Consider the following 21,527-nt stretch of genomic DNA (forward strand, 5'->3'; position numbering starts at 1 on the left):
CTTGAGGAGGCACTGCGGTGAGCGAGCTGCGATTTGTCCATCTGGGCTTCGGTGACGACGCCGTCGAGTACCAGGCGGCCTGGGACGAGCAGCGCCGTGTGCACGCGGCCCGGTTCGCCGGCGAGATCCCCGACACCTGTCTGCTGCTGGAGCACCCGCCGGTCTACACGGCCGGACGGCGTACGGAGGACAGCGAGCGGCCGCTGGACGGCACCCCCGTCGTCGACGTCGACCGTGGCGGGAAGATCACCTGGCACGGCCCCGGTCAGCTGGTCGGCTACCCGATCATGCAGCTGCCCCGGCCGGTGGACGTGGTCGCCCATGTGCGGCGTCTGGAGGACGCGCTGATCCGGACCTGTGCGGACTTCGGCGTCGAGACCACCAGGGTCGAGGGCCGGAGCGGCGTCTGGGTGCTGGGCGACCCGGTGGAGCGGCGCCCGTCCATGGGAGGGCTGTCGCTGGACTTCGACCCGCGGCTGCACGACGAGGAGTTCGACCCCCGGCTCAGCGGCCCGGACTACGCCCCCTCCAACGCGGGGCAGCGGCGCGAGGACCGCAAGCTCGCCGCCATCGGCATCCGCGTCGCCAAGGGCGTGACCATGCACGGCTTCGCCCTGAACGTGAACCCGGACAACACCTGGTTCGACCGGATCGTGCCCTGCGGCATCCGGGACGCGGGGGTGGCCTCGCTCGCGGGCGAACTGGGCCGTGACGTGACGATCGCCGAGGTCCTGCCGGTCGTCGAGAAGCATCTGCGGGAGGTGCTGGAGAACGCCGACCCGAAGCCCCGGGCGGTGGCGGGCGCGACCGCCCCGGAGGCCGCGGCGGGGGCCGCGGGCCCGGTGCCCGAGCCCGCCCCGGCGGCCTGAGGACGGCCCGAGGACGGCCTGAGGAATGCCCGCCTCTGGCCAGAGGTTGGCCAGGGGTGAGGGCACCACTATCAACGGGCGTACCCTGGGGTCCGCCGAGGAATCGAAGTTAGGGAGCCGGTCGTGTCCGCTGTAGCACCCGACGGACGCAAGATGCTGCGCCTGGAGGTCCGGAACAGCCAGACCCCCATCGAGCGCAAGCCCGAGTGGATCAAGACCCGGGCGAAGATGGGCCCCGAGTACAACCAGCTGCAGAAGCTCGTCAAGAGCGAGGGTCTGCACACGGTCTGCCAGGAGGCCGGCTGCCCGAACATCTTCGAGTGCTGGGAGGACCGCGAGGCCACCTTCCTCATCGGCGGTGACCAGTGCACCCGGCGCTGCGACTTCTGCCAGATCGACACGGGCAAGCCGCAGGCGCTCGACCGCGACGAGCCGCGCCGGGTCGGCGAGTCGGTCGTCACGATGGACCTGAACTACGCCACGATCACCGGTGTCGCCCGCGACGACCTGGAGGACGGCGGCGCCTGGCTGTACGCGGAGACCGTGCGCCAGATCCATGCGCAGACGGCGGGGCGCGAGGCCGGCCGGACCAAGGTCGAGCTGCTGATCCCGGACTTCAACGCGGAACCGGACCAGCTGGCCGAGGTCTTCTCCGCCCGCCCCGAGGTGCTGGCGCACAACGTCGAGACGGTGCCGCGCATCTTCAAGCGCATCCGCCCCGGCTTCCGCTACGAGCGCTCGCTGAAGGTGATCACCGAGGCCCGCGCGGCCGGCCTGGTCACCAAGTCGAACCTGATCCTCGGCATGGGCGAGACCCGCGAGGAGGTCGGCGAGGCCCTGCGGCACCTGCACGACGCGGGCTGCGAGCTCATCACCATCACCCAGTACCTGCGGCCCTCCGTACGGCACCACCCCGTCGAGCGCTGGGTGAAGCCGCAGGAGTTCGTGGAGCTGAAGGAGGAGGCCGAGGAGATCGGCTTCTCCGGCGTGATGTCGGGGCCGCTGGTGCGCTCCTCGTACCGGGCCGGGCGCCTCTTCCAGCAGGCCATGGACCAGCGGCGGTCGGCCGCCGGGCAGCGGAGCGGGGAGAACGCGGCCGCCCAGGCCGTGTGAAGTCACGCACGAGGACTTACCCGCAGGTAATGGCCGGTTCCCCGCGGCCCGTACGCCCCCGCAGGTCGGAGGCGCGTGCGGGCCGCGTCCCGTTCGGCGCGGTGTGCCGAAAGGTTTCATCAGCGTTTGACCAGCGAGTCACGCCCTGGTAACACCAGTCAGTGACTCTGGCTTTACGCAGAGCACGCACACTCCCGTCGCCCACCACACCGCCCCGAGGGAGACCTCCGCCATGCAGGCCGCGACCTCCGTACGCGCCAACGCCTTCCCGACGCTCACCCAGGCCCTCCTCGCCGTCGAGTCCGTACTCCTGGGCGGCGGCCAGCGCACCGCCCGCCGCAACGCCTGGACCGCCGTCCTCGAGGACCGGCGCCGCGCGAGGGACCGGGTCGAGGCGCAGCACGTCCTGGAGGCCGTGGCGACTCGCTCTTCCTGAGGCACGTAAACTTCAGGACATGGCGAGGAAGGACACGGCAGAGAACTCTGCGAACCCCGGGCGACTGAAGCAGATCGCCCTTACCTACAAGATGACCCGGCGGGTCGACCCCAAGGTCGGTCTCGTCGTCGCGGGTGTGGGAATCGTCACCTTCGGTGTCTTCCTCGCGATCGGTTTCCTGATCGGCCACCCGATCTATCTGGGCATCCTGGGCTTCCTGCTGGCCTTCCTCGCGATGGCGATCGTCTTCGGGCGCCGCGCCGAGCGAGCCGCCTTCGGGCAGATGGAGGGACAGCCGGGAGCGGCGGCCGCCGTGCTGCAGAACGTGGGCCGGGGCTGGACCACGACCCCTGCGATCGCGATGAACCGCAGCCAGGACGTCGTCCACCGGGCCGTCGGCCGCGCCGGCATCGTGCTGGTGGCCGAGGGCAACCCGAACCGGGTCAAGACCCTGCTGGCGGCCGAGAAGAAGAAGATGGCCCGGGTGGCCGTGGACGCACCGGTGCACGACATCATCGTCGGCAACGACGAGGGCCAGGTGCCGCTGAAGAAGCTGCGCACCACCATGACCAAGCTCCCCCGGGTGCTGACCGGCCCCCAGGTGACGCAGACGAACGACCGCCTGCGCGCCATGGGCGACCTGATGAGCAACATGCCGCTGCCGAAGGGCCCGATGCCGAAGGGCATGCGGATGCCGCGAGGCGGAAAGATGCGCTGACACCGCCGCCGTGCCCGCGGACGGGCACGGCGAGCGACACACACGGAAGAGGGCGCCCCCGGCCGAGCGGGGGCGCCCTCTTCGTGCGCCTCGCGGAATCGTGGGTGCGGGATCGTGCGTGCGGGGGCCTCCGCGGGATCGTGCGTGCGCGGGGTCCGGCGGCCGGTGCGCCCCCGTCCGGCGGCTGAAGGACCGGCTGCAGGACGGGAGCGGCTGCAAGAAGCGGCTGCAGGACCGGGATACGGCCCGGCCCCGGCGCGGACTCCCGCCCGGTGGTATCCGGGCGGTTGCCGCGCGTGGCAGGAGCGTCAGACGCGCACCTGGACCGCGCGGGCGAGCCGGTCGTGCAGACCGCGGCCGTCGCGGTCCCAGACCAGTGCCGGGATGGCCAGGCAGAGCAGCACGCTGCGGACGAGGACCCGGCCCGGGCCGAGCCGTCCGCCGTTCTCGCCGACGACCCGCAGGCCGAGGAGCCGCTTGCCGGGGGTGCTGCCGACGGTACCGACGGTCAGCACGCTGAGCACCAGGAACACCAGCAGCGCCGGATTGCCCGTCGCCGACCAGTCGCGTCCGGTGATGAGGCCGTATGCGACGAGTACGCACAGGCCCCAGTCGATGAAGAGCGCGCCGAAGCGCCGCCCGAGCGGGGCGACGGAGCCCGGTCCGTGCTGCGGCAGCCCGAGCCGTTCGCCCCGGTAGCCGAAGTCGGCGCCCATGTCCTCGGCCGCCGCGCGGGGCCCGGAGAGCCACGATCCGATCGCTTGCCTGTTGTCCACCCGTCCACGGTACTGTGCGCGCCTTCGCTCACCCGCTCCCGGGTACCCGGCAGCCCGGGACGGAGCGGTACTCCGGGCCTGCCGGACCGGCCGGGAGAGGTCCGGGGCGGGTCCGCGAAGGGTCCGCGAGGGGCCGGGGGACGGGTCCGAGAGGGGCCGGGGGACGGGTCCGAGAGGGGCCGGGGGGCGGGTCCGCGAGGGGTCCGGGAGGGGCAGTGGGAGGCCCCGCCGAGGCGTGTCACGGCACGGAGCACCGGCCCTCCGGTTAACTTCCGCGAAACAAATGAGTCATGCTGGAGAAATCCCGGCTGCCTAGGGTCGTGTCCTGCGTGTGCCACCGCACTGGCCGCACGACCGAGTCACAACCCCGCCCCTCCCCGGGACGGGAGTAGGAGGAGTTGGATGTTCCAGAACGCCGACGACGCCAAGAAGTTCATCGCGGACAACGACGTGAAGATGATCGACGTCCGGTTCTGCGACCTTCCGGGCGTGATGCAGCACTTCACCATCCCGGCCACGGCGTTCGACCCGTCCGATGAGCTTGCCTTCGACGGCTCGTCGATCCGCGGCTTCCAGGCGATCCACGAGTCCGACATGGCGCTGCGCGCGGACCTGTCCACGGCGCGCCTGGACCCGTTCCGCCGTGACAAGACCCTCAACATCAACTTCTTCATCCACGACCCGATCACGGGCGAGCAGTACAGCCGTGACCCGCGGAACATCGCCAAGAAGGCCGAGGCCTACCTCGCCTCCACCGGCATCGCGGACACCGCGTACTTCGGTCCCGAGGCCGAGTTCTACGTCTTCGACTCGGTGCGCTTCGCCACCTCGGCGAACGAGGGCTTCTACCACATCGACTCCGAGGCCGGCGCCTGGAACACCGGGGCCATCGAGGACAACCGCGGCTACAAGGTCCGCTACAAGGGCGGCTACTTCCCGGCCCCGCCGGTCGACCACTTCGCCGACCTGCGCGCCGAGATCTCCCTGGAGCTGGAGAAGGCCGGCCTGCAGGTCGAGCGCCAGCACCACGAGGTCGGCACCGCCGGCCAGGCCGAGATCAACTACAAGTTCAACACGCTTCTCGCCGCGGCCGACGACCTGATGCTCTTCAAGTACATCGTGAAGAACGTCGCCTGGCGCAACGGCAAGACCGCGACCTTCATGCCCAAGCCGATCTTCGGTGACAACGGCTCCGGCATGCACGTCCACCAGTCGCTGTGGCAGGGCGGCTCCCCGCTGTTCTACGACGAGCAGGGCTACGCGGGCCTCTCCGACACCGCCCGCTACTACATCGGCGGCATCCTGAAGCACGCCCCGTCGCTGCTGGCCTTCACCAACCCGACGGTCAACTCCTACCACCGCCTGGTGCCGGGCTTCGAGGCGCCGGTGAACCTGGTGTACTCGCAGCGCAACCGCTCGGCCGCGATGCGTATCCCGATCACGGGCTCCAACCCGAAGGCCAAGCGCGTCGAGTTCCGCGCGCCGGACCCGTCCTCGAACCCCTACCTGGCCTTCTCGGCGCTGCTGCTCGCGGGCCTCGACGGCGTCAAGAACAAGATCGAGCCGGCCGAGCCGATCGACAAGGACCTCTACGAGCTCGCCCCCGAGGAGCACGCGGGCGTCCCGCAGGTCCCGACCTCCCTCCCGGCGGTCCTCGACGCCCTCGAGGCGGACAACGAGTACCTCCAGGCCGGCGGTGTCTTCACGGCCGACCTGATCGAGACCTGGATCGACTACAAGCGGACGAACGAGATCGCCCCGATCCAGCTGCGCCCGCACCCGCACGAGTTCGAGCTGTACTTCGACATCTAGAAAGCCCGCAGGTCAGAGCCCCATAACACTGACCTGGGCCGTACAGGAGCCGTGGGCCGTGTCCTCCTCTCCCGGGGAGGACACGGCCCACGGTCGTCGTGCGAGGCCCTCGTGCGCGGCCGTCATGCGCGGCCTGCGCGGCCGCGGTCGCCGGGCGGCCGGGCTACTCGGGGTCCGACGCGGCGTCCTGGTCGGCGACTGCCGCGGCCGACTCGGCGCCGTTCACCAGTTCCTCCATCCTGGCCAGTTCCCCGTCGACGTCCCCAGCCTCCGGTACGGAACCCGTCCCCGGGGAGGCGGGGCCCGTCCCGGCGGGCGCCGGGCCCCCGTCGCCCGCTTCCTGCGCGCCGGGGCCGCACCCGGCCAGCAGGGCGGCCGTGGCGGCCACCGCGGCGAGCACCAGGGCGCCGCGCGGGGAGGCCGTCCGCATCAGTTTCCGTCCTCGTCTCGGTCGGCCTCGCACCACTTCTTGACCTCGGCGAGATCCTTCCGGCGCTGTTCGAGGGTGGGCTTGAGCGCCTTGCGGGCGGCGAGCCGGTTCTCGAGGAACGTGTGGACCTCGGTGTGACCGGCCGCCTCCGCGGCGGCCGCACGCTTCTCCAGCCTGGCGATCGAGCCCCGCGCGTCGGCCGTCCCGTCGAGGCGCCCCAGCGAGCGCTCGATGCGCTTCTCGATCTTCGGCACCCGCTTGCACAGGGCCTGCGCGCCGTCTCCGGCGCTGTTCCTGCCCGGCGCGGGTGTGCCGCCGTCGGCCTGGGCCGTACCGGCGCCGGCGAGCAGCGAGCCCAGGACGGCGACGGCTAGGGCGGTCTTCCTGAACGTTGACATGACGGTCTCTCCACGTTCGTTTCCGCGGGCGGTTGCCCGTTCGGGCCGGAACGCTAGGAGCGCTCTCTGTGGAATCTCTGTGGGGGGAGGAATCCCTGTGGGGACCCTCCGCCGCCCGGCGGCCGGTCGGGCTCCCGCGGATGGGCGGCGGTCTCGATCATCCAGTCGCGGCGCAGCGGCAGCGTCCCTCCCGTGCCGGCGCGCACCGGGAGACGGACCTCGAATCGTGTTCCGCCCCCCGGCCGGTCCAGCGCGCGCACCCGGCCCCGGTGCAGCGCGACCTGCTGCGCGACGAGAGTGAGCCCGAGCCCGGAACCCGGGCTTCCGGGACGCCGGCGGAACCGCTCGAAGACGCTCTCGCGCGCATCGGGCGCGATCCCCGGCCCCTCGTCGTCCACCGTCAGGACGGCGGCGTGGCCCTCCGGACCGGTCTCGGTGCCCAGGGCCAGAGCGATACGCGGTGGCGCCCCCGGACGCCGGCCGTGCAGGACCGCGTTGGCGAGCAGGTTGTCGACGACGGTCCGCAGCCCCGGCTCCCAGCCGTGGACGTGCACGCCGGGCCTGAGCGCCACCGCGATATCCGCGCGGGGATGCCTGCGCCGCAGGTCGGCGGCCGACGCCTCGGCGATCTCCGACAGGTCCACCGGCCCGAAGGAGTCGGTCTCCACCAGATCCCCGCGGCCGAGTTCGCGGAGCATCACCAGCAGGCCGAGCAGCCGTGCGTGCTCCCGCCGGAGATCGGACACCACCTCCGCCCGCTCGTCCCCGGCCAGTTCCGGGTGCTCGGCGAGGATCTCCAGATTGGTCTGCATGCTCATCAGCGGGGTGCGCAGCTCGTGGGACGCCGCGGCCGAGAAGGACCGTGCGGTGGCGAGGGTCTCCGCGGTCCGGGCGGCCTGCTCGTCGTAGCGGGCCAGCACCGTCTGCAGGGTGCGGGCCAGGTCGTCGACCTCCGCGACCCGGGTGGGGTGGTGGTCCAGGCGGGTCGCGGTGGAGCGCGGGTCCAGCCCGCTGGTGCGCCGCTGGAGCCGCCGCAGCGGCCGGGTGGCGCGGGTGGCGACCGCTCCGGCGGCGAACCCGGCCAGTGGCGCGGTGGTCCCGGCCACCAGGAGCACACGGGTACGGACCAGGGCGAGCTGGGCCTCGCTCCTCGCGTCGGGCGAGAACAGCCACAGGGTGCCGTCGACGCGCTTCCCCGGCCCGGTGAGGTCGACCGACAGCGCCCGCCAACTCGTCTCCCCGGCACGGACGGTGACCGGTTCCGGCGCCTGCGCGGGCAACGGTACGGACGCGTCCGGCTGGGGTCCGCCGGAGGAGGTTCCCTCGGGTCCTACGAGGCGGATCCCCACATCCAGCGCCGAGTTGTAGAGACGCCGCTCCCGTGCCTGCTCCACCGCGGGCGGGCGGCCGGCGGCGGAGGCCCTGAGGAGACCCCGCGCGTCCTGGGCGACGGTCCTGGCCCGGTCGCGCAGCAGGGCGTCCTGCTGGGCGTGGAGTTCGGCGGCCACCAGCCGGACCAGCAGCCACCCGGCGGCCAAAACGAGCAGCGGGACCGTGACGCCCACGGCGAGCGCGATCCGGGTGGACAGCTTCACTATGCCGCCCCGCCGCCGCGGGTTCCGGGTTCCGCGCGCAGGACGAACCCGACGCCGCGGACCGTGTGGATCAGCCTCGGACCCCCGCCGGCTTCCAGCTTGCGCCGCAGATAGCTGACGAACGTGTCGACGACACCCGTACGCACCTCGAAGTCGTAGCCCCACACACGGTCCAGCAACTGGTCGCGGGTGAGGACCAGACCGGGGTTGCGGGCGAGTACGGCGAGCAGTTCGAACTCCCGCCGGGTGAGCGGTACCCGCTCTCCGTCCAGCCGGGCCTCCCGGGCGGCCGGGTCCAGCACCAGCGGGCCGGCCCGCAGCAGTTCGCCGTCGGCGGGCGGGCGCCGGCGGAGCAGCGCCTCGAGCCTGAGCACCAGCTCCTGCAGGGCGAAGGGTTTGACCAGGTAGTCGTCGGCCCCGGCCTGGAGGCCGGCTATCCGGTCCGTGGTCTCGTCCAGGGCCGACAGCATCAGCACCGGCACGTCGTCGCCGTCCGCGCGCAGCGTCCGGCACACCTCGATGCCGCTGATCCCGGGCATCGACACATCCAGCACGATCACGTCGGGGCGCCGGTCACCGACGCCGAGCAGCGCGGAGCGCCCGTCCTCGGCGAGTTCCACCGAGAATCCGCCCAGCCGCAGTGCCCGGGCCAGCGACCGGCGGATCGCCGCGTCGTCGTCGACCACCAGAACGCGTCCCCGCTCCACCGCCCCGGCCATGTGCACCCTCCTGCCCCGAACCCCCCGGGGCCCGGCTCCTCTGCGGGCGACCATCGTGCACCATGGGCGCCGCGGACCGGACCGGAACCCCGGCCCTCCCGGAGGGCCGTGCCGGGGGTGCGGGACCCCGCTCACAGGGAATCCCCAGGCGGGCCGGTTACCTTCCGCGGCCATGACACGGCATCGATCCCCCGCGCGTTCCGGCCCCCGTATATCCGCCGCCGCGGCCCTGACCGCGCTGCTCCTCGTCCCGGTCGGAGCGGCCGTCTTCGCCTGCCTGGCCTGGCCGGAGGGCGGGTCCGTGAGCGGCGCTCGCGCCGAGCCGGCCGGCGCGGTGCGGACCCCCGGCCCGTCGGCCTCCGCCGGGCCGTCCCTGGACGAGGGGCTCGACGCCGCGACCGAGGCGGTGCGGGCGGGGATCTCCGGGCATGTGTCGGTGGCCCTGATGGACGTGGACACCGGGCAGAGCGCCACCGCGGGCGACAGCCGTACCTATGTCACCGCGAGCATCGTCAAGGCCGATGTCCTGGCCGCGCTGCTCCTTCAGGCCCAGGACGCCGGGCGCCGGCTGACGGAGCAGGAACGGCAGTGGGCGGCGGCGATGATCCGGGCCAGCGACAACGCCGCGGCGACCGCGCTGTGGGACGTCATCGGTGGAGCCGACGGCCTGGCGGAGGCGAACCGCCGGCTCGGGCTGAGGGAGACGGCTCCGGGGCAGGAGGGCCTGTGGGGTCTCACCGAGACCACCGCTTCCGACCAGCTGCGTCTGCTCAGGGCGCTGTTCACCGCGGAGTCCGCCCTGTCCGGCACCTCGCGGGCCTACGTCCAGGAGCTGATGGGCTCGGTGTCCGCGGGCCAGGGCTGGGGGGTGTCCGCCGCCGGCGACGCCGGGTCCGCGCGGCTGAAGAACGGCTGGCTCCCCCGGAGTGACACGGGCCTGTGGGTGGTCAACAGCATCGGCCTGGTGGAGAGGGACGGCCGCCGCCTGCTCATCGCCGTACTCAGCGACGGCCGGCCCACCCAGGAGGCGGGCATCACCCTCGTCGAAGGCGTCGCCGAGGGTGCGGCCGCCTACCTCGCCGGACTGTGAGACGACGTCGGGGGCCACGGCCCGGGCTCGTCCGAGGGCCGGGCCCCGGCCCGTGAGGCCAGGGCCACGCACGCTCGGCCGTCCCCCGGCCGACCGCGTCGGATACCGTCCCCCCGGTCGTCCGTCCCCTCGGTCGTCCGTCCCCCCGTGGGCTATCTCCCGTTCTCGCCGCTCCCGTTCTCCCCGCTCCCGTTCTCCAGCAGGTCCCTGAGTTCCGCGACCGCCTCGCGCAGGCGGTCCGCGAAGGCGCGCATCCGGTCCGCGACCGGCACGGGCGTGCTCAGGTAGAGGTTGAAGCGCTCGGGGAGCAGTACGTAGGCCACCCCGATGCAGCGGCTGCTGGTGGAGCCGAAGCCGAAGAACTGGATGTGGTGGGAGGGCGCGGAACTGGTGCTGAGGTAGTCGTCGCGCATCTTCAGCCAGCCGGGGGTGCGGTAGAGGGCGGGCTGCTCGGTGACACCCAGTTCCGGGCCGCGGCGGCGCTGGACGAGTTCCAGTTCCCACAGGTGCTGCTCGGGTACCTGTCCGGCCTGCGCGGCCTTCGCCCGGGCCACATGGGCGTCGGCGGCGGCCCGGAAGGCGGCGAGGCGGCCCGCCGGGGAGACGGCGGGATCCTCCATCGCCGTGACGAACGCCCGCATCTCCGGGGTGACGACGCGCATGGCCTCGGTGCGGCCGTTGCGGTACTGCCGGGTGGCGATCGATTCGTACGTGGCACCCAGCAGTCCCTTGGCGCGCTGGTGGGCGAGCTGGTAGGCGCACTGGACGAAGGCGTCCGGGGACACGCCCAGGGACTTCGCCGTGGTACTCCCGAAGTCCGGGAAGGTCACCGTGGTGGTCGCGGTCGCGTCACCGTACGCGGCGAAGGACTCGGCAGCGGCGCGCACCTTCTCCCGGAGCGGCGCGTCCAGTGCGAAGACGACCGGCTCCAGGGCGGGCAGGCCCTGGGAACGGGCGCCCGAGCGGCGGGAGTGCTCCTCGGCCGAGGTGCCCAGGAGGAAGTCGGTGAAGCCGAGGATGGTGGTGCCGTCGAGCTCGCAGTGCTCGACGTTGATGCCCGCCCGGCCGTCCGCGAAGACGACGAAGGACACGGCCTTGTCGAACCAGCGGTTCCCGCGGTCGCCGTAGAGCAGTTCGTCGCACGCCTCCTGCACTCCGGCGGGCGCGAAGTCCTCCAGGCTGACGCAGAACAGCGCCGTCTCGACGACGTCCAGCGACTCCGCGTTGCGCGGGTCCACACGCAGCAGTTCCTCGCGGGCGGCCGCCCACTCCGCACGGGCCATGGTGGTGAGGTGGCCCACCGAGGTGCCCGGCGCCGCGGGTTCGGCACCGGCCTTCACGACCGCGTGCAGTCCGGCCTCCAGGTCCCGCAGGCCGTACGGGACGCCGTCCGCGCCGACCACGTCCAGCCGGAACATCCCGCCGCGGAAGAACACCACGATGTGCCGGGCACCCGACGGCCCGGGCCGGTCCGCGCTGTAGGGGGCGCGGACCGTGTCCTGCCGCACGCCGGGAATCCGGGTGGTGGAGTAGAGGAACCTGTTCTGCACCATCGACTGGGGCACTCCGCGCTGCACCACCGGCGGGAGCTGCTCCCGGTCGAGCAGGCCCTTGTGGTGCAGCGCCCCCGCGATCACCCCGGCCGCGCGCGGCACCTGCCCCTCGCCGCCGTCCTGGAACAGGAAGAAGAAGTTGGCGTTGAGCGCGATACGGTCCCGCCTGCCGAGGTAGCGGTACGGCCAGAACGTGTCCAGCCAGCTCTGCACACCCTCGGTGGCGTCGTACTCCTCCAGTGCGGCGTGCAGCACGCGGCCGGGGCCGTCGGGCCGGAGGAAGGCGGCGACCTCCGCCTCGGTCGCCGCCAGTTCGTCCGCGGTCAGCAGCGGCGCGCACCAGGAGAGGAACCTCTCGCAACTGGCCTCCGGCGTGGGGAGCGGTACGCGCGGCAGGCTCTCCTCGTACGCGAAGGTGGAGGGTGCCGCGCCGGGCTCCGGCGCCTGAGGCGCGGAGGTCTGACGGTTGTTCACTGCTGGTCTCGTTTCGGGTCGTCGGTGACTGCGGTGTCGTACGGCCGGGAGATGTAGAGCTGTGCGTGGAGCCAGCCTTCCGCCTCGAAGCCCCGGGCATCCACCCCGGCGGCCGCCATGCCGTCGAGGACGAGCGTCTGCTCCTCCGGGGAGGCGAACCTGCGCTGCCTGAAGACCTCGTCGACGCGGGTGGTGCGGTACCCCAGCCCGGCCAGGGCGTGTTCGACGCGGTCGAAGGGGAACATCCGCAGCACGAAGTGCGCCATCCACGGCAGGCGTCCGTCCTGGGCCCGCACCACCCGCGTCAGCGTCCGTTCGGTGACGTAGCCGAGGCAGCCGGTCGAGATCACCAGGTCCGTGCCGGCGAGCTGGGCGCGCTGGCGGGGTGTGGGGTCGTGGTTCTCCAGGTCGGCGTGGACGGCGTCGTCGAGGAAGCCCGCTTCGAGGGCGTAGGCCAGCGCTCCGCCCGCGGCGTCCAGGCCGACGAAGCGGAGAGGGCGCGCCGGGCCGCGGGAGCGGGCCAGTTCCCGGTCGCGCGCGAGCAGGGCCGCCCGGCTCTCGTCCCCGGCCCGGGAGTCACCGTAGCGTTCGTACAGCTCGTCCAGGGTCGCGTCGTACTTCACCAGGGCGGCGTTGATGCCGTAGGAGCAGCCGATGTCCAGCACCTGCGGCACGGTGACCTGCCGGGACTCGCGGTACTCCTGGATCAGTTTGGCGAACCACGGTTTGGCCTGCTGGGGAACGCAGTAGCCGAGAGGGCGGAGCACGGTGAAGTACGTACGGGGGTCGGGCTGGGCGTAGATGTGGTCGAGGGACACTTTTCCGGTGGCGTCGAATCGCACGGGGTGCTGTTCCTCCGTGAGGTCGCTGGGTGGCCGGGCGCAGCAGTGCCGGGGCCGGGGTGGCCGAGGCGCCGGGGGCCGGGTGGCTGGGTGGCCGGTGACTGGGTGGCCGGGTGACTGGGTCGCTAGGTGGCTGGGTCGCTGCGTGGGGAGCGTCTGCGGGGCGGGACGGACGGCGACCGGGCGCCGGGCACGGTCGCCGGGCGCGCGCGGTGGCCGGGCGGCCGCGATGGTCGGACGGGCACGGCGGTCGGGCGGCTGCGGCGGTCGGGGACGGCGGTCGGGCGGCTGCGGGTACGGCCCCGGACACCGCAGTCGAGCAGCCCGGCCCGCGCACGGCCCCGGAGACCGCTAGTCCAGCAGCCGGTCGCCGCGCACGGCCCGGCCTTCGGCCTCCAGATGCTCGGGCAGCACCCGCCCGAACAGCTGCCGGGTGCGGGCGACGCTCCCGATCACACCGGGGCGCTCGCTGTACGCGAAGATCGCGGAGTGGCGGGCGGTCCCGCCGCCGACGGGGCTCACCCGGTGCAGCGAGTAGCGGCCCTTGAACAACTGCAGGTCACCCGGGCGCAGGGGCAGGCGGCGGATCAGCCGGTCTCCACGGCCGTCGAGGACATCCCGTACGGCGGCGAAGTTCTCGTGCTGCGCGGACCGGATGTTGGGGCAGTACTCGAAGGCGCCGCCGTCCTCCGCCTCCCGGGTGAGCATGCTGACCGTGAACTCGTTGGTGTCGAAGTGCCAGGGGTGCTCCATGCCGGGCGGCACCACGTTGAGGACCAGCCCGGAGAGCGGGTCCGCCAGCTCGTACAGGCGCGGCAGCCCGAAACAGCGGGCGACGAAGTCCCGGAACAGGTCGTTCGAGTAGAGCCTGCCGATCAGGGAGTCCTCGGGGATACGATCCCTGGCGACGAACGCGTTGCCGCGCTGGAAGGTCCTCCGGCCGGGGTGGTCCTCGGGTAGATCCGAGTCGACGGCGATGTTGTAGACGTTCACCGTCTCCGTGTCGTGGTAGGCGCGGGGGGCGAGCGACGAGCCCTCCTCGCGGAGGACGTCCCGGAGGGAGGGCCGGATGAAGTCCGGCAGGACGGTGCAGCCGAGGTCCGACAGCTCGCGCCGGGCCCCGGCCACCACCGCCTGCCCCTGGGAACCGTCGAGGTCGGTCAGCGGATACCGGTTCGTGTCGACCACCTGGTCAAGCGTGATGGCTTCCAGCGTGCTCATGCGGTCCTCTCGGCAGACGGGCCGGTGAGATACATCAACTCAACTGAGGGAAAGCAGAGTTGAACTTCCCACAGCTCCGGTCGGCTTGTCTGTGACACGCCACACGAGCGGCACGTCCGGCACCCCGGTCGGCCACGCCCCGGTCGGCCGTCGTCGCCTGCCGTCGCCCGCGTCGCGGGCGGGGACCCGACGGATCCCCGCCCGCGACGGCAGAGCGCCGAGCACCCCCTGACGGCCGGACGACGTGGCCGGACGACGGCACCGGGCGGCGCGGGCGGTCCGCGCCTGCACGGGGCCGACGGCGACGCGTTCCCGATCGCCCGACGCGGGTCCGCCGTACCCGCTTCGGCAGTTCGGCGGTACGGCGGTACGTCAGTCGCTGGTCTTCGGCCGTCGGTTGCCGGTGCTCGGTGCTCGGTGGGCAGTTGTCGGTCATCAGCCGACAGTTGTGGTCATCTGTCAGCTGTCAGTCGTCAGCTGTCATTTGTCAGCGGTCAGCGGTCAGCGGTCAGCGGTCAGTCGTCGTAGTGGATCAGTGAACGCACCATGCGGCACGTCGTGTCGGACGGCGGGCGGATGCCGATGCTCTCGGCCGTGGTGCGTATCCGCCGGTTGCTCGCGTTCGCCGGGTGGTACACGCCGGTGTCGAGCAGCGCGATGGCCAGGCGCATGGCCTTGAGCCGGCGGTTGTGGGTCTCGTACCACTCGCGCGGCAGTCCCGCGGGCAGTGGCCGCTTCGCCGCCCCGGGCATTGCGGACCGGCGCTCCGGCAGGCTCGCCCCAGCCCCGGCCCCCCTCCCGGCACGCCTGCTCGCCCCCGACCTGGCGCCCCGCTCCGTTCCCGCCCTTGTCTCCGCCCCCGTCCTCGCTTCCGTCCCCGTCCCCGTCCCTGTCCTCGTCCCCGTTGTCGTCGTGATCGCGGCAACGCCCATCGGCGACCTCCTGGCGCGGTGGTTGATCCCTCACGAACTAGTTCGATTTTACCGGCCGCCACTGACAATCGCCCCTGGCCAGAGGGTGTTCAGGGTGTTCGAGTGACAGACGGGGAGTACGGTGCTGACATGGAGATCTGGATCAATCCCGCGTGCTCGAAGTGCCGTGGTGCGCTGCACCTGCTGGACGAGGAGGGCGCGTCGTACACGGTGCGCCGATACCTCGAGGACATCCCGTCCGAGAGCGAGATCCGCGACGTACTCGAGCGACTCGGACTGGAACCGTGGGACATCACCCGCACCCAGGAGGCCGTGGCCGGGGAACTCGGTCTGAAGGACTGGCCGCGGGACGCGGATTCGCGCGCCCGGTGGGTCAGGGCGCTCTCGGAGCACCCGAAACTGATCCAGCGTCCGATCATCACGGCGGACGACGGCACGGCGGTGGTGGCCCGCACCGACGAGGCGGTACGGGACGCCCTCGGCCGCCGCGGACTCCGTACCCGCCGGAACTGACACGGGGACGAGGGCGGCACGGGTGCGCGGGCCGGGCGGGTGCGGGAGCGGGCCGAGCGGGTGCGAGCGCGGGCCGGGCGGGTGGGCCACCCCAGGGCACCCGCCGGCCCGCCGTACGGCCCCACCCGCGCCACCTGCGAGAACTTAAGCCTCAGTTAAGGAAGTCGCCGCTGAGACATTGAGCGGGCACCTCGGCCTACTCGTACGTAACGGCACACGGAACCGATCCGGCCGCCGTTCAGAGCCGGGGACAGGAGCCTTACGTGTCGCGCAAGAAGACCCTCAGCGGCAAGAAGAAGATCGCGCTCATGATCGGCGCTGCGGCGCTGGTCGGCGGGACTGCGGTTGTCATGACCGGTACAAGCAATGCCTCGGCGGCCTGTGACGGATTCGCCCAGGCGGTACGCAACAACGAGAACTTCATCGCCGCTCAACGGGCCAATCCCGACGCCCAGTCGGAAGCACGGATCGCCAACCGCGAGGCGGTGATCAAGCAGATCAACCTCCAGCAGCAGGCCGCGGGCTGTGCGCAGGGCTCCGGAGGCGGAGACCAGGCGGCGGCGCCGGCCGAGCCCTCGGCCGGTCAGGACGAGGCGTCCGCAAGTGCGGCCCCCGGCGGGGGTGCGGAGGCGGGTGCCACCGGCGAGGTCGTCTGCGCGGGACAGAACCTCACCTTCTCCGGCGACGGCGGCGCTCCGGCCGCCTCCAGCGGCCAGTTCCCGATCGGCACCCTGCTGAAGGTCACCAACCTGGCGAACGACAAGACCACCACCGTCGAGGTCACGTCGACTTCCGGCAGCTGCGCCCTGCTGAACGCCGCGGCGTTCGAGCAGGTCCGCGAGGCCGGCAAGAACGTGATCCGCGAGGTCCGCATCGAGCGCCTCAGCGGCGAGGCGGGCGGTGCCGGTGGCGAAGCGGCCGAGCCCCCCGCCGCCGAGCAGCCGCCCGCGGACGGCGCGGGTGGCCAGGGCGGCGCCGCCGCCGGGGAAGTCGTCTGCGCCGGTTCGACCGTGACGCTCTCCGGCGAGGGCGGCGCTCCGGCTGCCTCCAGCGGCCAGTTCCCGGTCGGCACGCTGCTGAAGGTGACGAACCTCGACAACGACAAGTCGACGACCGTCGAGGTCACGTCCGCGTCCGGCAGTTGCGCGCTGCTCAACAACGCGGCGTTCGAGCAGGTCCGGGAGCCCGGGAAGTTCCTGATCCGCAACGCCCGGATCGAGCGCGTCGGCTGACGCGCCCCCAGCCCCCCGGTGCCTGCGACCGCCCTCCGGGCACCCGGGGAAGCGGAGGGGCGGACGGAACCCTCGGTCCGGCCGCTCCTCCGCCCTCTCGTGGAACGGGGCCGGCCGGCCCCTCTCGTCGCCGCGGCGGGGACCGGTGCGGCGGTCCGTCCGCGAACAGCCGTCACCCCGTCCGCACGGGGCGGCTTCAGTCCCCGGCCGCGCCGGTCCGCGCCGCCCCCAGCCGTTCCTCGGCCTCCGCCAGGATCTCCGTGATCCGCAGGCCCAGGCGTACGTCGCAGGCGTGCGGCTCACCCGTGCGGGCCGACCGGGCAAGGGCGTCGATCGCCGAACCGAACGATCCGACGGCGTCGCTCCACGCCGGCATGGGGACGCGTCCCCGCTCCCCGTACAGTTCGATGCTCGCGCCGGCCGCCTCGGAAGGGGCGCTCAGGCCCACCGTGGCCGTGCTCGACGCACCCGACGCGTGACGGAAGGCCAGATGGGCCGTGTCGGCCGGACCCCGCAGGGCCGTCAGCTCCGTGACGTCGCCGAGCACCGGAAGCAGCACGGACAGCGCATGGGGGCCGACGTCCCACAGCGCGCCCCTCTCCCGCCTCCAGGGCGAGGCGGCGTAGGGGCTGTCGGAGCCGTGCCCGAAAAGCGAGCCGAGCCAGTGCGCCCGCCCTGTCAACCAGCCGCCGGAGGCGGCCTGTTCCGCGATCCACGGGGCCGTTTCCGCCGCGAACCGCAGCGTGCAGAAGACGACGGACGCGACGCCCGACCGCTCCACCGCCGCCGCCACCTCACGGGCCCCGGCCACCGTCGTCGCCACCGGCTTGTCCAGCAGCAGATGACGCCCGGCGGCGGCCGCGCGGGCCGCCAGTGGGGCCTGGACGTCGGGGGGCAGGGCGAACGCGATGGCGTCGCTCGCCTCGATGAGGGAGTCCATGTCCTCGTACGCCTTGACTCCGTGGGCCGAAGCGAGTGCGGCGGCGGCCTCCCGGCGCCGGCCCCACACGCCGCTGAAGACGGCCCCGCGGTGCGCCGCGAGAGCCGGGGCATGTGTGTGCTCCGCCCAGGGGCCCGTTCCGATCAGTCCGATGCGCGGCTTCGTCATGCGGCCAGTCTGCCTCGGGGATCGCACCGTCGGCGAAACGGCGGAGGGCGGACCACGCGGACCCGCAGACCCGCAGACCGCAGACCCGCGGACCCGCGGGCCGACGGGCCTGAGGCCCGGCGGACCGAGTCGGACAGCGGGCCGAGTCGGACGCCGGACCGGGCCGGACAGCGGACCGGCGGCACCGCCGTCGGGCCCGGGCCGGGAACGCTCCCCGCTCAGCGCCGTGGACGCCGCCGCTCTCGATCACCCCGGCGGGCCCCGCCGCATCGCCCGAGGCCCGGCCCGGACCACCCGGGCGTATACGACGCGTGCGGCGCCCGTGACCGGTGCCGCTGCACGACCGCTCGCCGGACGCCAGTGCCGCGCCGCCCCCGGCCGGCCGTTCCGCGTACACCCGCGCCCCCGGGAACGCGGGATCTCCGAGTAACACGGGGTTCACAATCGAGCAATGGCCGGGAAATCCGGGGTTGCGAAGCTGCGCCTCATACCCGCTGCACCCGCGAAGGATGAGGGCCCGTGACCATCAAGGCTGAGTACATCTGGATAGACGGCACCGCGCCGACCGCGAAGCTTCGCTCGAAGACGAAGATTCTGACGGGTCCCGCCGCAGACGTCTCCGAGCTTCCCATCTGGGGCTTCGACGGGTCCAGCACCAACCAGGCCGAGGGCCACGCCTCCGACTGCGTGCTGAAGCCGGTCTACACGTGTCCCGACCCGATCCGCGGCGGCGGCGACGTGCTGGTGCTGTGCGAGGTCCTGAACACGGACATGACCCCGCACCCGTCCAACACGCGGGCCCAGCTGGTCGAGGTGGCGGAGAAGTTCGCCGCGCAGGAGCCGATCTTCGGCATCGAGCAGGAGTACACCTTCTTCGACGGCGACCGTCCGCTCGGCTTCCCCGCCGGCGGCTTCCCGGCCCCGCAGGGCGGCTACTACTGCGGTGTCGGCTCCGACGAGATCCACGGCCGGGACGTCGTCGAGGCGCACCTGGAGCACTGCCTGCAGGCGGGGCTGGGCATCTCCGGCATCAACGCCGAGGTCATGCCCGGCCAGTGGGAGTTCCAGGTCGGCCCGCTCGCGCCGCTGGAGGTGGCGGACCAGTTGTGGATCGCCCGCTGGCTGCTGTACCGCACCGCCGAGGACTTCGACGTCTCCGCCACGCTCGACCCGAAGCCGGTGAAGGGCGACTGGAACGGCGCCGGCGCCCACACCAACTTCTCCACGAAGGCGATGCGCGAGGGCTACGACGCCATCATCACCGCCTGCGAGTCGCTGGGCGAGGGCTCCAAGCCGCTGGACCACGTCAAGAACTACGGCGCGGGCATCGACGACCGGCTGACCGGTCTGCACGAGACGGCACCGTGGAACGAGTACAGCTACGGCGTCTCCGACCGTGGTGCCTCGGTGCGCATCCCGTGGCAGGTCGAGAAGGACGGCAAGGGCTACATCGAGGACCGCCGTCCGAACGCCAACGTCGACCCGTACGTGGTGACCCGCCTGCTGGTGGACACCTGCTGCTCCGCGCTGGAGAAGGCCGGCCAGGTCTGATCCCGCCACCGCCTCAAAAGGGGCGCCCGCCGGCCGTACGCGGTCATCCGGCGGGCGCCCCTTCCGCGTTGCCGCCGGTGATCCGGCCGGCCTCCCGGCGGCCGCCCTGAGGCCTCGCCGCGTCGCCGCCTTGCCACGCCGCCGCACCGCGCTGCCGGGTTGCCGGGTCGCCGGGTTGCGTTGCCGGGTTGCCGGGTTGCGTCGCCGCGTCGCCGCGTTGCCAGGTCGCCGCGTTGCCGGGTCGCCGAACCCGGTCCTGCGTCCCGCAGCGAGTGTTACGGCACACGGCGGCGGGGCGCGCGCGGCGGGCCGGCGGCACTCGCGGGGGATGCGGCAACGCCCATGCCAGGCCCGCCCGTTGGTACCCGGTGAGGCCCGTTTTGAGAATGGAGATTTCTACGAAATCCGGTCCCGTCTGAACGGGGCGCGGCGCGACGCCGTATGGAACGGCGCGTTGCTCCCACCCCGGGATTGGAGTTCCATGGCACGCACAACACGCAAACGCTCAACGCTGGCGAACCGGGCGATCGCCGCCTCGGCCGCCCTGATTCTGGGCGGGGGTGGGCTGATCGCGGTCAACGTCTACGCATCTGCGGGTGAGGGCCGTCAGAGCCCCAACAGAACCCAGGCCGCCGGTCAGTCGGTCTCCACCATCGACTGCCCGGACGTCGGCAACGAACTGAAACAGGTGCCCAAGCAGGAGCGCCGCAACGTCGACCGTGAACTCGCCACGCTGGACACCCAGATCACCACGGCGTACCAGCGCTTCGCCGAGCTCAGGCAACGGATCGAGCAGAACCCCCAGTACGGGCAGCAGCAGATCCTCACCCCGCTGAAGAACGAGCGGACGGTGATCCTCCAGCGGATCGCCGCACTCATCGAACGCGGCAAGGCGCCCAAGCCGCAGGGTCTGGAGTCCATGGCGTCGTGCACCCTGCGGGCCGACGACGAGGGCCAAAACCAGGGCGGCGGTCAGGGCCAGAACGGCGGCAATCAGAACGACGGCAACGGCCAGGGCCAGAACGGCGGTCAGGGTCAGGACGGGGGTCAGAACGACGGCAACGGCCAAGGCCAGGACGGCGGCGGTCAGGACGGCGGCGGCAACGCTGGTCAGGCGGGCAACGGTCCGGAGCAGTCCGACTTCGTCGAGATCCAGTCGGTGCAGCCGAACGCCGGTGACCCGCGCAATCGGCGTGGTGCCTCCCGTGGCGTCTTCACGACGAGTTGCGGGGTGAACGAGAACGGCAAGTTCAACCCGGACAACGTGATCGTCGCGCCGGGTGTCGCCAACGGTGCCCACCATATGCACGACTACGTGGGCAACCAGGCCAACGACGCCTTCGCCAGTGACGACGACCTCGCGGCCGGCGAGACGACCTGTGTGAACCAGGGCGACAAGTCGTCGTACTTCTGGCCGGTGCTGCGGCTGCAGAACGGGCAGCAGGAGGCCGACGCCGACGCCGACGGCGGTGGCAAGGACCAGAACGTCGGTGAGATCCAGACGCCGTCGCAGGTCACCATGGACTTCGTGGGCAACCCGCGGTCGAAGGTGACGGCGATGCCGCGGCTCCTGCGGATCATCACCGGTGACGCCAAGGCGTTCGTCAACGGTGATGCGAACGCGAACGCCTCGTGGAGCTGCACCGGCTTCGAGAACCGCCAGCTGAAGGACAAGTACCCGATCTGCCCCGAGGGCAGTCAGGTGGTGCGGACGTTCAAGTTCCAGAGCTGCTGGGACGGCCAGAACACCGACAGTGCCAACCACCGTACCCATGTCGCCTTCGCCCAGGCCAACGGCGCCTGCCCCAACGGCTTCCGCGCCATCCCGCAGCTCGTGCAGCGCATCGTGTACGACGTGCCGCCGCCGGTGTTCGACGGGGCCAACCCGAGCGTCTTCGCGGTCGACTCCTTCCCGGAGCAGCTGCACAAGCCCGTCACCGACCACGGCGACTTCATCAACGTCTTCGACGAAAACCTGATGAAGAAGATGGTGAACTGCATCAACAGCGGACGCACGTGCCGCTGACCGCTCCCTGAGCCGGCGCCGATCCCCGGGCTTCCCGCCTGAGTCCCGGGGTTCGGCGCCACCTTCCGCCGCCGTTCCCGGCCCTTCCCCGGCCCCTCCCCGGTGCCTCCCCGGTGCCT

19 protein-coding genes and 1 pseudogene are annotated in these 21,527 nt (G+C 72.3%); 10 read left to right on the plus strand and 10 right to left on the minus strand.

The window, feature by feature from the left end:
* Positions 1-17: 17 nt before the first annotated feature.
* The 4 genes from lipB (at position 18) to DDW44_RS04285 (ending at position 3,136) form a co-directional block, all read left to right on the plus strand.
* On the plus strand, positions 18-869 hold the full coding sequence (gene lipB, locus DDW44_RS04270; RefSeq protein WP_017949916.1) for a lipoyl(octanoyl) transferase LipB: 852 nt from the start codon (positions 18-20) through the stop codon (positions 867-869).
* A gap of 123 nt (positions 870-992) precedes the next feature.
* Positions 993-1,982, plus strand: coding sequence for a lipoyl synthase (lipA, locus tag DDW44_RS04275; protein WP_026282088.1), 990 nt, complete (start codon positions 993-995; stop codon positions 1,980-1,982).
* Between the two features lie 232 nt (positions 1,983-2,214).
* Positions 2,215-2,418, plus strand: a complete 204-nt coding sequence (locus DDW44_RS04280; protein ID WP_018892694.1) for an SCO2195 family GlnR-regulated protein — start codon at positions 2,215-2,217, stop codon at positions 2,416-2,418.
* Between the two features lie 19 nt (positions 2,419-2,437).
* A complete protein-coding gene (locus DDW44_RS04285; RefSeq protein ID WP_017949919.1) occupies positions 2,438-3,136 on the plus strand; it encodes a DUF4191 domain-containing protein in 699 nt (232 codons plus the stop codon).
* A 308-nt stretch (positions 3,137-3,444) separates the two neighbouring features.
* Here DDW44_RS04285 and DDW44_RS04290 read toward each other — a convergent pair whose 3' ends face one another.
* Positions 3,445-3,912: an RDD family protein gene (locus tag DDW44_RS04290; protein WP_017949920.1), complete on the minus strand. Its 468-nt coding sequence runs from the start codon at positions 3,910-3,912 to the stop codon at positions 3,445-3,447.
* A gap of 402 nt (positions 3,913-4,314) precedes the next feature.
* Between DDW44_RS04290 and glnA the strand changes: the two genes are divergently transcribed.
* Positions 4,315-5,724: a type I glutamate--ammonia ligase gene (gene glnA, locus DDW44_RS04295; protein ID WP_017949921.1), complete on the plus strand. Its 1,410-nt coding sequence runs from the start codon at positions 4,315-4,317 to the stop codon at positions 5,722-5,724.
* A 163-nt stretch (positions 5,725-5,887) separates the two neighbouring features.
* Here the strand turns inward: glnA and DDW44_RS04300 are convergent, their stop codons facing one another.
* Genes DDW44_RS04300 through DDW44_RS04315 form a run of 4 tightly spaced genes read right to left on the minus strand, consistent with a single transcriptional unit; the run spans position 5,888 to position 8,866 of the window.
* Positions 5,888-6,154, minus strand: a complete 267-nt coding sequence (locus tag DDW44_RS04300; protein WP_108905570.1) for a hypothetical protein — start codon at positions 6,152-6,154, stop codon at positions 5,888-5,890.
* Entirely contained in the window at positions 6,154-6,552 is a 399-nt protein-coding gene (locus DDW44_RS04305; protein WP_018892692.1) for a hypothetical protein, read from the minus strand. The genes DDW44_RS04300 and DDW44_RS04305 overlap by 1 nt, the downstream gene beginning before the upstream one ends.
* A gap of 53 nt (positions 6,553-6,605) precedes the next feature.
* The gene (locus tag DDW44_RS04310) at positions 6,606-8,147 is read right to left on the minus strand and encodes a sensor histidine kinase (RefSeq protein ID WP_108905571.1); all 1,542 of its coding nucleotides are present in this window, start codon (positions 8,145-8,147) and stop codon (positions 6,606-6,608) included.
* Positions 8,147-8,866, minus strand: coding sequence for a response regulator transcription factor (locus tag DDW44_RS04315; RefSeq protein WP_108905572.1), 720 nt, complete (start codon positions 8,864-8,866; stop codon positions 8,147-8,149). Before DDW44_RS04315 ends, DDW44_RS04310 begins: the two co-directional genes overlap by 1 nt.
* Positions 8,867-9,038: 172 nt before the next feature.
* Between DDW44_RS04315 and DDW44_RS04320 the strand changes: the two genes are divergently transcribed.
* The gene (locus DDW44_RS04320) at positions 9,039-9,956 is read left to right on the plus strand and encodes a serine hydrolase (protein WP_108905573.1); all 918 of its coding nucleotides are present in this window, start codon (positions 9,039-9,041) and stop codon (positions 9,954-9,956) included.
* A gap of 152 nt (positions 9,957-10,108) precedes the next feature.
* Here DDW44_RS04320 and DDW44_RS04325 read toward each other — a convergent pair whose 3' ends face one another.
* The 4 genes from DDW44_RS04325 to DDW44_RS04340 all read right to left on the minus strand — a co-directional run bounded on the left by DDW44_RS04325 (position 10,109) and on the right by DDW44_RS04340 (position 14,798).
* Positions 10,109-11,983, minus strand: coding sequence for a choline/carnitine O-acyltransferase (locus DDW44_RS04325; RefSeq protein ID WP_108905574.1), 1,875 nt, complete (start codon positions 11,981-11,983; stop codon positions 10,109-10,111).
* Entirely contained in the window at positions 11,980-12,825 is an 846-nt protein-coding gene (locus DDW44_RS04330; RefSeq protein ID WP_108905575.1) for a methyltransferase type 12, read from the minus strand. Before DDW44_RS04330 ends, DDW44_RS04325 begins: the two co-directional genes overlap by 4 nt.
* A gap of 351 nt (positions 12,826-13,176) precedes the next feature.
* Complete coding sequence (locus DDW44_RS04335) at positions 13,177-14,046, minus strand: HalD/BesD family halogenase (protein WP_108905576.1); 870 nt, start codon at positions 14,044-14,046, stop codon at positions 13,177-13,179.
* A gap of 515 nt (positions 14,047-14,561) precedes the next feature.
* The gene (locus DDW44_RS04340; RefSeq protein WP_026165591.1) at positions 14,562-14,798 is read right to left on the minus strand and encodes a hypothetical protein; all 237 of its coding nucleotides are present in this window, start codon (positions 14,796-14,798) and stop codon (positions 14,562-14,564) included.
* A gap of 309 nt (positions 14,799-15,107) precedes the next feature.
* Here DDW44_RS04340 and DDW44_RS04345 point away from each other — a divergent pair, with 309 nt between their 5' ends.
* Positions 15,108-15,491: an arsenate reductase family protein gene (locus DDW44_RS04345; RefSeq protein WP_108905577.1), complete on the plus strand. Its 384-nt coding sequence runs from the start codon at positions 15,108-15,110 to the stop codon at positions 15,489-15,491.
* Positions 15,492-16,381: 890 nt separating this feature from the next.
* Positions 16,382-16,723 (plus strand): annotated as a pseudogene (locus tag DDW44_RS33635) (hypothetical protein); the annotation flags it as partial.
* Between the two features lie 196 nt (positions 16,724-16,919).
* Here the strand turns inward: DDW44_RS33635 and DDW44_RS04355 are convergent.
* Positions 16,920-17,831 (minus strand): Gfo/Idh/MocA family protein, encoded by a 912-nt coding sequence (locus DDW44_RS04355; RefSeq protein ID WP_108905579.1) that lies wholly within the window; start codon positions 17,829-17,831, stop codon positions 16,920-16,922.
* A gap of 519 nt (positions 17,832-18,350) precedes the next feature.
* On the opposite strand from DDW44_RS04355, the gene glnII reads away from it, so the two are divergent.
* The gene (glnII, locus tag DDW44_RS04360; protein ID WP_027731460.1) at positions 18,351-19,382 is read left to right on the plus strand and encodes a glutamine synthetase; all 1,032 of its coding nucleotides are present in this window, start codon (positions 18,351-18,353) and stop codon (positions 19,380-19,382) included.
* 481 nt (positions 19,383-19,863) lie between these two features.
* Entirely contained in the window at positions 19,864-21,408 is a 1,545-nt protein-coding gene (locus DDW44_RS04365; protein ID WP_108905580.1) for a DUF1996 domain-containing protein, read from the plus strand.
* Positions 21,409-21,527: the final 119 nt, after the last annotated feature.

Origin of the sequence: Streptomyces tirandamycinicus (genome assembly GCF_003097515.1) — a bacterium.
Lineage (GTDB): Bacteria > Actinomycetota > Actinomycetes > Streptomycetales > Streptomycetaceae > Streptomyces > Streptomyces tirandamycinicus.